Origin of the sequence: Halopenitus persicus (assembly GCF_900107205.1) — an archaeon.
GTDB lineage: Archaea > Halobacteriota > Halobacteria > Halobacteriales > Haloferacaceae > Halopenitus > Halopenitus persicus.
This window is the reverse complement of the sequence record NZ_FNPC01000001.1, coordinates 417,988-429,946: the sequence shown is the minus strand read 5'-3', so window position 1 is coordinate 429,946 and position 11,959 is coordinate 417,988. Positions and strand designations below refer to the sequence as shown.

Sequence of the window (11,959 nt, the reverse complement as noted above, 5' to 3'; positions counted from 1 at the left end):
CCGGCGGTCCGGCGTTTCTCACCGGTTCTCGGCGTCGACGTTCTCCGTCTCGGTGTCGACGTTCTCCGTCTCGACGTCCACCTCGGAGTCCGCCGTCTCGGCGTCCGACTCCTCGACCTCCGCCTCGAGGTCGGAGAGTTCGGCCTCGACGTCGTCCGTCGATCCGGATCCGCCGCCGTTCCCGCCGGTTCCGGCCTCCGACTTCAGCGTCTCCAGCTCGGCCTCGACCTCGCGGTCCGAGGAGACCTCCTCGAGCTCCCGGTCGATGCTGTCCTTGTCGGACAGGGCGTCGTCGAAGGCGCCGGTGTCCTGCAGCTCGTCCATCGCCTGCGACCGCGCCTCCATTTCGTCGGTTCGGTCCTCGGCGCGCTCGATGGCTCGGCCGACGTCCTCCATCTCGTCCCCGACGCCGGTCATCGCCTCGGAGACGCGCGTGGACGCCTCCGCCGCCTCGTAGCGCGCCTTCATCGTCTCCTTCTTCGTCCGGAACTCCTCGATGCGGCTCTGGAGCTCGTTCTTCTTCTCGACGAGCGAGTCCTGGGTGGATTGGAGCTCGGCGATCTGCCCTTCGATCTCCTCGATCTGTTGCATCTTGGAGTTCTTCTTCTCGAGGGCCTGCCGCGCCAGGTCGTCGCGGTCCTGTTGAACGGCCTCGCGGGCCTGGCGGTTGTGCTTCTCGACGTTCTCCTCGAGGCGACGCTTCTGGATCTCCAGCCGTTTCTTCTGGGTGGTCAGGTCGGCGATCCCCTGTTTGACGTCCTGGAGCTCGTCGCGCATCTGTTCGTAGGAGTAGTCGAGCGTCTCGGTCGGGTCCTCCGCCCGGTTGAGGATGGAGTTCACCTTCGAGCGGATGACGTACGAGGCGCGTGAGAGGATCCCCATATACGGTAGTCTCGGGCTGTCCGGTAAAAAGTCGTGTGCTGTTCGCTCACGTATCCGTCGTCATCTCCCCTAGCGGCGAATCAGCGACGTTACCCAACACGGATCAGCGACGTTTAACCGACACGAATCGAACCGCGGGTATGCGACTCATCGCGTTCGACTTCGACGGAACGCTCTCCGACTCCGAGATGACGGTGTTGCTTGCCGAGCGTGCCGGCGTCGCCGACGAGGTCGCCGAGATCACCGAGCGGGCGATGAACGACGAGATCAGCTACGCGGAGAGCCTCTACCAGCGCGCCGCGCTCCTCGAGGGGCTCCCCGAGGCGGACGTCGACGACGCGTTCGACGAGGTCCGGATCCGGCCGGGCGCCGCGGCCCTCATCGAGCGACTGCGGGCGGCCGGCCACCACGTCGCGATCCTCACCGGCGGGTTCGAGCGCGGCGTCGAGGCGGCCCTGGAACGCGAGGGCGTCTCGGTCGACACGATCGTCGCGAACCGGTTGCCGCAGTCCGGCGGCCGGCTGACCGGCGACGCCGAGGGGCCGCTCATCGAGGGGACCAAGGACGACGCCCTCGAGTCGCTGGCCGCCGACGTCGGCGTCCCGATGGCCGACACCGTGGCGATCGGCGACGGTGCCAACGACCTCCCGATGCTCGAGGTCGCCGGACTCTCGGTCGGCTTCGTTCCGAAACCCGCGGTCCGGTCATCCTGTGATGCCGTCGTCGCCTCGATGCCCCGGCTGGGTCGCGTGCTCGAGGGCTATCGGGTGCTTCGGGCGGACGACGAGACGCGGTGACGGTCCCTTCCTCCGCGTCATCCGGCTCGGGCCGTTCCCGATCCGGCGAAACCGGGGTAACGGTTAAGACGACGGCTTCGATCAGATACTACTGATGAACGGTCGCACGCCCGACACCCCGACGGGAACGAGCCGATCGCGGGTCGCGGAGTGGGCCGCGCTCGTGGGCGAGGACGTCCCGGAGGACCGTCCCTCGGAGGACCGGGTCCCCGACGACGACCCGGACCGGTAGCCGGCCCACCCGGACCAATTGCTGCTGCGGTCCGTTTCGGGCCGGTCGCCGACGCGTCCGCCACGGGCTGGTTGCCGGCTCGGATCGAACCGACCTGACCGAGCCGGCCGTCCGCCCCCGTGCCGGCCGACCACTTCCGCCTCGCTTCGCGAACCCTTTTGCCCGATGCCGGCCAAGACCCGTCGATGGCGACCGAGGCCGACGCGGTGAGCATCGATCACCCCCTGCTCGTGGAGGGCGTCCTCCAGCGACGCCGCTACCAGACCCGGCTCGCGACCGCCGCGCGCGGGGCGCACACCCTGGTGTGTCTCCCGACGGGCCTCGGAAAGACGGCGGTGAGCCTGCTCGTGACGGCCCACCGGCTCGCGGAGGCGGGCGGCACGGCCCTCTTGTTGGCCCCGACGAAGCCGCTCGTCGAACAGCACGCCGACTTCTACCGGGAGGCGCTCGCGATCCCCGACGAGGAGATCGTGGTGTTCACCGGCGACGTCTCCCCTGACGACCGCGGCGATCTGTGGGGGTCCGCACGGGTCGTGATCGCGACCCCGCAGGTGATCGAGAACGACCTCGTCGGCAACCGGATCTCGCTGCGGGACGTCACGCACCTCACCTTCGACGAGTGTCACCGCGCGACCGGCGACTACTCGTACGTCTACATCGCCGAGCGCTACCACGCCGACGCCGTCGACCCGCTGGTCACCGGGATGTCCGCCTCCCCCGGCGGCGACCTCGAGGAGATCGAGGTCGTCTGTGACAACCTCGGGATCGAGAACGTGGAGGTGACGACCGAGGACGACGCCGACGTGGACGAGTACACCCACGACACCGACGTCCGCTGGGAGCAGGTCGAGCTCCCCGACGAGCTGCTGGCGATCCGCGACGCGCTGAACGAGGTGATCGCCGACCGGCTCGAGAAGCTCAAGTCCATCGGCGTCGCGGACACGACCGATCCCGACCTCTCACAGCGCCAGCTCAACGCGATGCGCGGGGAGCTCAAGCGGATGATGGACGCCGGGAACTCGGACGGCTACACCGGGATGTCGACCCACGCCGAGGTGATGAAGCTCCGGCGCGCGGTCGAGCTCGTGGAGACCCAGTCGGTGGAGTCGCTGCGCCGGTACTTCGAGCGACAGCGGAACGCGGCCCGCTCCTCGGGCGCCTCGAAGGCCAGCCAGCGGCTCGTCGCCGAGCCGAAGGTCCGCGAGGCGATGCGCAAGGCGGAGGCGTTCGACGACCTCCACCCGAAGTTCTCGAAGACGCGGCTCCTGCTGGCGGAGACGCTCGGCGTCAACGGCGGCGAGCGCGCGATCGTCTTCACCGAGTCGCGGGACACCGCCGAGGCGCTCGTGGAGTTCCTCGCCGCGAGCTTCGACGTCGAGCGGTTCGTCGGGCAGGGCGACAAGGAGGGCTCGGACGGGATGAGCCAGACTGAACAGCAGAACACGCTCGACGCCTTCCGCGCCGGCGAGTTCGAGGTGCTCGTCTCGACGTCGGTCGCCGAGGAGGGCCTCGACGTCCCCGAGGTCGATCTCGTGTTGTTCTACGAGCCGGTCCCGACCGCGATCCGATCCATCCAGCGGAAGGGACGAACCGGCCGGCAGGCCAGCGGGCGCGTCGTCGTGCTGATGGCCGAGGACACCCGCGACGAGGCGTTCTTCTGGATCTCCCGGCGGCGGGAAAAGCAGATGCGACAGCAGCTCCGCGACCTCAAGGCCGCGACCGGCGAGATCGAGGCCGAGATCGCCGACGAGGACCAGGCGAACCTCGACGCGTTCGAGGAAGCGGCCGACGAGGTTGGTGACGTCACTGGCGCCGAGAACGATGAGAGCGCCGAGGACGACGCGGGCGCCGAGGACGACGCGGGCGCCGAGAACGATGAGAGCGCCGAGAACGATACGGGCGCCGAAGCCAGCGAGGCTGGCGACGGACAGCCCGGTCTGACCGACTTCGCCGCGGAGGCGGACTCCGGTGGAAACGGAAGCGAGGCCGACGAACCCGCTTCCGTCGAGGAGGACGATGCAGTCGATGACGCGACTGACGACGGCGTCGTCGCCACCGCGGGCGTCGGGGACGCCGACGACGTCGAGGTCGTGATCGACCAGCGCGAGCTCGACGCCGGGATCGCCAAGGACCTCTCGACCCGGTCGGGGATCCGCACCCGGCTGGAGACGCTCGCGGTCGGCGACTACGTCCTCTCCGACCGGGTGGCCGTCGAGCGGAAGTCCGCGGCCGACTTCGTCGACTCCCTCCTCGACGGCGACCGGTCGGTCTTCGAGCAGGTCGGCGAGCTCTCGCGGGCCTACTCCCGGCCGGTCATCGTGATCGAGGGCGGCGACCTCTACACGCAGCGGAACGTGAACCCGAACGCGATCCGGGGCGCGATCGCCTCCCTGGCGGTCGACTTCGGACTGAGCGTGCTCCGGACCGACGACGAGGCGGACACCACCGAACTGTTCGAGACGATCGCCCGCCGCGAACAGGAGACCCGGGACCGCGAGGTGAGCGTCCACGGCGAGAAGACGACGAAGACGCTGGCCGAACAGCAGGAGTACGTCGTCTCCGCGATCGCCGACATCGGCCCCGTCACCGCCCGGTCGCTGCTGGAGCACTTCGGCACCGTCGAGGCCGTGATGACCGCCCGCGAGGACGACCTCCGGGAGGTCGAGGGCGTCGGGACGGTCACCGCCGAGCGGATTCGGGAGGTCGTCGGCGGCGACTATCCCGGAGCCGAGTGATACGGCGCGGTCCCGGCGCGGCGGTCGGTCGTCGATACGGGTACGCGTCCGTCGCGTTCGAGCATCGACGTCGGGGGCTGCGGTCGTTCCCTGCCGATAACGATATCCGTTCGCCGCGTGACCGGCGGATATGGAGCTACCGGTCGAGATACTCTACGGGATCTATCTGGGACTGCTCACCGGGATCATTCCCGCGATCGTCTCGGGAGTTCTCGGCTTCCTGTTCAAGTACTTCACCGGGGTGACGATCCCGGGGTTCGGTGTCGTCGTCCTGGCGCTGGCGATCGCCGGGGTCAACGGCGGTCTGCTCGCGCTCAACGATCCCTCGGTCCGCGCCTCAGAGCGCGCGCCGGCGATCCTGACGGCGATCATCGTCGTGCTGATGCTGGCGCTGTACGCGCACGCACAGGGTGATAAGCTCGGATCGACCGCCCCGAAGCGACTGTCGCTGCGCTCGCTGCGGAACCGGACCCTCTCGGCGGACGTCGTCGAACTCGTCGGCGGTCGGGGCCGGGCGCGCGTCGAGATCGTCGGCGAGGTCGGCGATATGGAGGGCTACCCGCCGCTGTCGGCCGAGACGCGCGCGGCGATCGCCGACGGGGAGTGGACGTTCCCGGCGGACGTGCCGATCGCGGAGCTCGAGACTCGCCTCGCGGACCGTCTCCGGACGGAGTTCGAACTCGCCGACGTCTCCGTCAGCATGGACGAACACGCGCGGGCGATCGTTCAGGCCGCGCCCCCGACGGGCGGTCTCTCGCGGCGGGTTCCGGACGGTCGGCGGGCGGTCTCGATCGCCGCGTTGATGCCGACCGGCGTCACCCGCGGCGACGAGGTGACCGTCTTCACGCCCGGCGGCGCCGTCGACGGCACCGTCGTCTCGGCGCGGTCGAGCCCGGACGCCGACCGCGTGGGCGGCGCTTCCGCCGCTCCGGCATCAGCCGGGGACGATCTCGCCACCGACGGGGGATCCGGGGACGCAGCCGGGACCGACGCCGACGTGCCGTCCCCCTCGGTTCCGGTCACGACGGGCGGGGAGGGGCGGATCACCGTCGCGGTGGCGCGCTCCGACGCGCGTCCGTTGCTCGAGGCCGACCGCGGACGCGTCCTGGTTCGGTCGCGCGGAACGCGTCGCGAGTTCGAGCTGACCGCCCTGATCCGGCGGGCCGGAAAGCGGTTCCGGCGCGTCTCGGTCGTCGCCGGCGGCCCGCTCGACGGAGCCACGATCGGCGACGTCGACGTCCGCGACCGGTACGACGTCGCGATCGTGGCCGCGAAGCACGGTTCGTGGGTGATCGCTCCCCGCGGCGATCAGCACCTGTCGGCCGGCGACGAGCTGTTCGTCGTGGGGACCCGCGACGCGCTCGACGGGTTCGCGGAGGTGGCGGCGTGACCGGACTCGCCGTGATCGGAATCGGGGATCCCGGCGCCTCGGCCCTCGCCACCGGCCTCTCGTCCGCCATCGGCCTCTCGTCCGCCATCGGCCTCTCGTCCGCGACCGACGCCGTACCGCTCGCCACCGGCGTCACCTTCAGCGAGCCCCTTCGGGCGGCCGCGACGCTCCTGCTGTTCGCGTGTCTGGCGTTGCTGATCACCGGGTCGATCGCGGCGCTCTACCGCTGGTATTTCCGCCAGCGGGCACCGGAGGGCGTCGCAGTCCTGTTCGGCGTCTCGGTGGTCGTGTTGTACCTCAACACGACCTCGCTGGGCGGGCTGATCGGCGGCGGGGAGTTCGAGCTCCTGCGGCTCGACGCCGTCCTGTTCAACGTCGTCGCCGTCGGCGTCGCCGCGGCGGTCTCCCCGGCCGGCCTCCGCGTCGGCGACACGGTCGCGCGGAACGTCTTCGCGATGGCGGGCGGCAAGCGGCTCGAGGGCGAAGTCGGCGCGGTCGTGCGGACGGTCGGGCGCGTGACGCCGGTCACGCTCCCGGCGGTCGAGGACATCGAGGACATGGAGTCCTACGAGGCGGTCTCCCCGGACCGAAAGGCCGAGATGGCGGAGAAGACGCTGCTGTTCCCCCGGCGGCTGACCGTCGAGGAGCTCCGCACTCGGCTCGTCGCCCGCGTGAAGGAGGACTTCGGAATCACGTACGTCGACGTCGACGTCGACGAGCGCGGCGAGATCGAGTACTTCGCCGTCGGATCCCGGGCGGCCGGCCTCGGGCCGACGCTCGCGCCGGGCACCGCCGCGGTGGCGATCACCGCCGACCCGGCGAACACCGCGACCCCCGGCGACGTCGTACAGGTGTGGCGCGGCGGCGAGGCCCCCGAGCGGGTCGCGACCGCCGAACTCCGCGCGACGGCCGGCGACGTGGCCACCCTCGCGCTCGACGCCGCGGACGCGGAGCGGCTCGACGACGCGACGGCGTACCGGCTGGTGACGCTTCCCGCCCAGCCGCAGGCCGACCGCGAGTTCGCGAGCCTGCTGCGGAGCGCCGACGAGACGATGAGCGTCGTCACCGTCGCCGAGGGAAGCGAGTTGGTCGGCACCGCCGTCGGCGACGTCTCGGCCGTCGTCGCCGCGATCCGGCCCGCCGAGGGGTCAGTTCGGGCGCTCCCGCCCAGAAGCGACGTCTTCGAGCCGGGGGACGCAGTCTACCTCGTCGGACGTCTCGACGCGATCCGTCGGTTCGAGGCGGCAGCCACCACGCCGGCCGAGCCCGCCGACGAGGGCGGATCGGGGACGGACGAGGTCGGCACGGGAGCGGACGAGGGAGGCGTTCGCGACGAGGGCGATACGGAGACGGATGAGGGTGGAATGGCGACGGGCGAGGCCGGTCCGGGAGCGGGCACGGCCGGCTCGGAAGGCGGCTCCGGGGACGAAACCGAGGCCGAGTCGAACGCCGGTGGATCCGACGACGGCGACCGTGGAAGCGACCCTGACGACGCCGGTGCTGCGTCCGGCGACCGGAAGCCCGACTAGCCCGGTCACGTCGTGCGGCGTCCGGACGGGACGCAACCCTCATACTCCCGGCGGTCGGTGACTCGATATGGAGTGGAAGCTGTTCGCTGATCTCGCGGAGCTCGCCGGCGACCGGACCGTGCCCGTCGCGGCCGACCCCGGCGACACGGTCGGTGACGCCCTCGACGCCCTGCTCGCGGATCGGCCGGACCTTCGCGACCGCGTGCTCGAGGACGGCGATCTCGCCGACCACATCAACCTGCTGCGGAACGGTCAGAACGTCATCCACCAGGACGGGCTCGCGACCGAACTCGAGGCGGGCGACGAGCTCGCGCTGTTTCCGCCGGTCAGCGGTGGGTGATGAATCGACGGAGGGTGAATCGACCGAGAATGAATCGACGGAGGATGGTTCGAGGCGTGAATCGCCGGGCGGCTCGCCGCGTCACGACGACCGGAGCCGTTCCCGATCGAGCCGGAGGTAGTGGATCGCGGTTCCGGTGAGCCCGTCGCGCTCGATCCGGCGCGGGGAGGTCTCGACGAGGACGTCGGGACAGTATCCCGTCCGGTGGGTCCGGCCGAGCCGCCGGCTGTAGGCGGTGTCCTCGTTCGGGACCGCCGGGAACCCCCCGGTTGCCGTGAAGACGTCGCGTCGGACCAGGAAATTGAAGCCCGGCAGGATCGGCCTGCGCAGCCGCGGGAAGACGTGGTTGATGACCGCCTCCATACACGTCGCACGCAGTCCCGGGATCCGGCAGCGCGAGCTCGCGGCATCGAGGTCGTGTTCGCGGGCGTACGCGAGGAGCCGGTCGCAGTGGGTCGGCGCGACCAGCGTGTCGGCGTCGACGAACGCGAGCCAGTCCCCCTCGGCGACCGCGCCGCCCCGGTTGCGGCCCTCCCAGATCCCGCCCGTGGCGCCCGTGACGAGTTGCACGCCGTGGTCGCGGGCGATCGACCGCGTCCCGTCGGCGCTGTCCGCGTCGGCGACGATCACCTCGATCGGCTCCGCGGTCGGCTGGAGGCGGATGTGCTCGAGGGTCGCGTCGAGGTGGGCCGCCTCCTCGTCGGTGGGGATCACGTAGCTGACCGTCGGCCGGTCGCTGCTCGACGTCGGCATCGTTCCGAAGGCTGTCGGGGCCGCCTCAAGAACCCATCGGCGAGCCGGGAATCGCCGTTCCGACGGACGAGCACGACGCCGTTCCGGCGGACGAGAACCGTGAGAAAGTTTATCACACAGGAGACCGAACGGAACCGTAGATGGCCCCTGTGAGTATGCCACCGACGACGGAGGCCAGAGCCGTTTTCCGTGAACTAGGATACACCGTCGACGGGGACGGATCCGAATTCGTCGCCGAGCGGAAGTGGCGACGCGTGCTCGTGACGCCGGTGTGTGCCGACGACGCCACCGATCCCGAGCCGTATCTGGCGGACGGCGGGGAGACGCCGCGGCTGCGGTGTTTCGTGACGTGGCGGCGGGCGGCGACGGACCTCCGTGACCATCTCCTCCGGCTGAAGCCGCCGTTCGACTGGGCGGTCATCGGCGTCGACGACGAGGGCGAGTTCGACGTGATGCAGGGGCGGCCCGGAAGCCCCTGAGGAGCTGACCGCGGACCGATGCGGGATGCATCGCCGCGGAGCGACCGGACCGCATCGCTTCGGGGAGAACGGACCGCGGGGTACTTTTATACGGGCGGGCGCGCTATCCCGCGATATGGTATATAAGAAGATCAGCCTGATCGGGACGAGCACCGAGAGCTTCGACGACGCGGCCGACGACGCGATCGACCGCGCCGAGGACACCCTCCAGAACGTCTACTGGGCCGAGGTCCAGGAGTTCGGCGTCGAGGTGAAGAACGCCCCCGAGCGGGAGTATCAGGCGGAAGTCGAGGTCGCCTTCGAGCTGGCCGAGTGAGGCCGGTCCGGCTGCCCGAGTGAGGCCGGTCCGGCTGCCCGAGTGGCGGTCACCCGGTTGAAACCGCACCCGCCGAAGCGCGCACTTTTTTGGGCCGCCGCCGCCGACCGGGGAGTATGACGGCCTCGCGTGCACCGGCTGACCCCGACGTGCGGACCTTCGAGACGACCGTCGAGCGTGTCGACGGAACTTCGATCACCCTCGCTGAGACGTACTTCTACCCCGAATCGGGCGGCCAGCCCGCCGACCGCGGGACGATCGCCGGCGTCGACGTGACCCACGTCGAGGCGGTCGACGGCGACGTCGTCCACCACCTCGCCGAGGCGCCCTCGATCGCGGCCGGCGACACGGTGTCGTGTGCGATCGACCCCGCCTTCCGGACCTACTGTATGCGGGCCCACACCGCCTCGCACGTGCTCTACGGCGCCGCGCGGCGCTGCTTCGACGGGCTCGGCTACGCCGGCTTCGACATCGGAACCGAGACGGTCCGGGTCGACCTCACGACCGACGAGCCGATCGGCGAGGACGACCTGATCGAGCTCGAGCGCCTCTCGAACCGCGCGGTCTGGGACGCGCTGTCGGTCTCCTGGGAGACGATGCCGGCCGCGGAGGCGCGGTCGCTCCCGGACATCGCGTTCAACGAGCGGACCGAGGAGGGCGCGATGGCGGACCGGCCGGAGTCGGTCCGGGTCGTGACGATCGAGGGGTGGGACACCGCCGCCTGCGGCGGCACCCACGTCTCGAACACGCGCGAGATCGGCCCGATCGAGGTCATCGACCGGTCGAACCCCGGGGAGGGCCGAACCCGCGTCGAGTTCGCCGTCGGCCCGGCCGGGATCGAGCACCGGGCCACCGTCCACCGGTCCGCACGGGCGGCGAGCCGCGCGGCGGACGCGAACGTCGCCGACCTTCCCGACGCCGTCACCCGGCTTCGCGAGGAAACGGACGACTTGGCCGCGGAGGTGGCGTCGCTGCGATCCGCGCTCCTGTCGGCCCGGATCGCCGACCTCGAGAGGGTCGAGACGCCTGCTGCCGACCGCGACGCGGCCGCCGCAACCTGGGCCGTCGGCACGATCGGCGGCGACGGTTCGGGCGGCGACGGTTCGAATGATTCCGGCTCGACCGACGCCGGCTCGGCCGGCGACGATCCGCTCGCGGGGATCGGTCCGAACGACCTCCAGGAACCGGTCGAGGACGCGGTCGGCACCGGCCCCGATGCACCCGACGTCGTGGCCGTCGTCGGCGCGGACGGCGCGCCGTTCGTGGTCGTCGCGACGAGCGGCGAGACGGCGCCGGGCGCCGGCGAGATCGTTGACGCCGTCACCGACGAGTTCGGGGGCGGAGGCGGCGGGAGCGCGACGTTCGCCCAGGGCGGCGGGATCGACGGCGAGCCGGCGGCGGTCGCCGAGTTCCTCCGGTCCGAGGCCGCCGCCCTCGTCGCGCCGGACGCCGAGCGATGACGGGGAAGCTCGACCCGGCGGGGCTCGCTGACTTCCTCGGCGCGGTCGGCGCGGCCGATCCGGCCGTGATCCAGGGCGCCGCCTACGGCGAGGACGCGGCCGCGATCGACCTGGGCGACCGGACGCTCGTCGTGAGCGCGGACCCGATCTCGCTGGCGGCCGAGCGCGCCGGCCAGCTGGGGATCCACGTCGCGTGCAACGACGTCGCGGTCAGCGGGGCCGACCCGCGGTGGGTCACGAGCACCGTCTTCCTGCCCGACGAGGACCCCGAGACGCGGCGGACGCTCGCCGACCAGCTCGACGCGACGGCGAGCGACCTCGGCGTCGCGATCGTCGGGGGGCACACCGAATACCTGCCCGCGCTCGACCGGCCGCTCCTCTCGATGACGGCGATGGGAACCACGGACCGGTTTCTCCCGTCCGGCGGCGCGACGCCCGGCGACCGGCTCGTGTTGACGAAGGGCGCCGGCATCGAGGCGACCGCGATCCTCGCGAGCGACTTCGCCGAGGAGTGCCGGAACGCCGGCGTCGAGACCGAGACGCTCGAGACCGCGCTCGGGTTCTTCGACGACGTCAGCGTCGTCCCCGAGGCGGCCGCGATCCGGGAGCTCGCGACAGCGATGCACGACCCGACCGAGGGCGGCCTGCTCACCGCCGTCCACGAGATGGCGAGCGCCGCCGGCGTCCGCGTCGAGATCGCCCGCGAGGACGTTCCGATCCGTCCGGAAACGCGGGCGTGCTGTGCGGCGATGGGCGTCGATCCGCTCCGAACCTTCGGCTCCGGCGCGCTCCTGGCTGCCGTCCCGGCGGACCGGGTCGCCGAAGCCGTCTCGGCCGTCGAGTCGATCGGCGTCGAGGCCGCCGCGATCGGCGAGGTCGTGGCGGACGACGCCGGCACCGGGTCGGGCGACGGGGCCGACGAGGTCGACGCGGGCACGGTCGTGCTCGACGGAACTCCGATCCTCGATCCGCCGCGGGACGATATGTACGCCCTGTGGGAGGCCGCGGGCGATTCCTGACCGGTTCGGCGTCGCTGCTCCGTTTCG

12 protein-coding genes are annotated in these 11,959 nt (G+C 71.3%); 10 read left to right on the top strand and 2 right to left on the bottom strand.

Annotation, left to right across the window (positions count from 1 at the left end):
* Positions 1–18: 18 nt before the first annotated feature.
* Positions 19–882 carry a PspA/IM30 family protein gene (locus BLV25_RS02190; protein WP_021072836.1) on the bottom strand — a complete coding sequence of 288 codons (864 nt, stop codon included), beginning with the start codon at positions 880–882 and terminating at the stop codon, positions 19–21.
* Positions 883–1,022: 140 nt separating this feature from the next.
* Here BLV25_RS02190 and serB point away from each other — a divergent pair, with 140 nt between their 5' ends.
* From serB to BLV25_RS02165, 6 genes are all read left to right on the top strand, one after another.
* Positions 1,023–1,679, top strand: a complete 657-nt coding sequence (gene serB / locus BLV25_RS02185) for a phosphoserine phosphatase SerB (RefSeq protein WP_021072837.1) — start codon at positions 1,023–1,025, stop codon at positions 1,677–1,679.
* 94 nt (positions 1,680–1,773) lie between these two features.
* On the top strand, positions 1,774–1,911 hold the full coding sequence (locus tag BLV25_RS17225; RefSeq protein ID WP_021072838.1) for a hypothetical protein: 138 nt from the start codon (positions 1,774–1,776) through the stop codon (positions 1,909–1,911).
* 185 nt (positions 1,912–2,096) lie between these two features.
* Positions 2,097–4,646 (top strand): DEAD/DEAH box helicase, encoded by a 2,550-nt coding sequence (locus tag BLV25_RS02180; RefSeq protein WP_092730557.1) that lies wholly within the window; start codon positions 2,097–2,099, stop codon positions 4,644–4,646.
* Between the two features lie 130 nt (positions 4,647–4,776).
* Complete coding sequence (locus tag BLV25_RS02175; RefSeq protein ID WP_021072840.1) at positions 4,777–6,036, top strand: potassium channel family protein; 1,260 nt, start codon at positions 4,777–4,779, stop codon at positions 6,034–6,036.
* Between the two features lie 68 nt (positions 6,037–6,104).
* A complete protein-coding gene (locus BLV25_RS02170) occupies positions 6,105–7,565 on the top strand; it encodes a potassium transporter TrkA (protein WP_455429062.1) in 1,461 nt (486 codons plus the stop codon).
* Positions 7,566–7,632: 67 nt separating this feature from the next.
* Complete coding sequence (locus BLV25_RS02165) at positions 7,633–7,905, top strand: ubiquitin-like small modifier protein 1 (RefSeq protein ID WP_039400700.1); 273 nt, start codon at positions 7,633–7,635, stop codon at positions 7,903–7,905.
* An 81-nt stretch (positions 7,906–7,986) separates the two neighbouring features.
* On the opposite strand, the gene BLV25_RS02160 is transcribed toward BLV25_RS02165, so the two are convergent.
* Complete coding sequence (locus BLV25_RS02160; RefSeq protein ID WP_092730555.1) at positions 7,987–8,658, bottom strand: glycosyltransferase; 672 nt, start codon at positions 8,656–8,658, stop codon at positions 7,987–7,989.
* A 140-nt stretch (positions 8,659–8,798) separates the two neighbouring features.
* Between BLV25_RS02160 and BLV25_RS02155 the strand changes: the two genes are divergently transcribed.
* The 4 genes from BLV25_RS02155 to BLV25_RS02140 all read left to right on the top strand — a co-directional run bounded on the left by BLV25_RS02155 (position 8,799) and on the right by BLV25_RS02140 (position 11,932).
* Positions 8,799–9,137 (top strand): DUF7116 family protein, encoded by a 339-nt coding sequence (locus tag BLV25_RS02155; RefSeq protein WP_039400695.1) that lies wholly within the window; start codon positions 8,799–8,801, stop codon positions 9,135–9,137.
* 115 nt (positions 9,138–9,252) lie between these two features.
* Positions 9,253–9,453, top strand: a complete 201-nt coding sequence (locus BLV25_RS02150; RefSeq protein WP_021073985.1) for a dodecin — start codon at positions 9,253–9,255, stop codon at positions 9,451–9,453.
* 116 nt (positions 9,454–9,569) lie between these two features.
* A complete protein-coding gene (locus tag BLV25_RS02145; protein WP_092730553.1) occupies positions 9,570–10,913 on the top strand; it encodes an alanyl-tRNA editing protein in 1,344 nt (447 codons plus the stop codon).
* On the top strand, positions 10,910–11,932 hold the full coding sequence (locus BLV25_RS02140; protein WP_021073987.1) for an AIR synthase family protein: 1,023 nt from the start codon (positions 10,910–10,912) through the stop codon (positions 11,930–11,932). Before BLV25_RS02145 ends, BLV25_RS02140 begins: the two co-directional genes overlap by 4 nt.
* Positions 11,933–11,959: the final 27 nt, after the last annotated feature.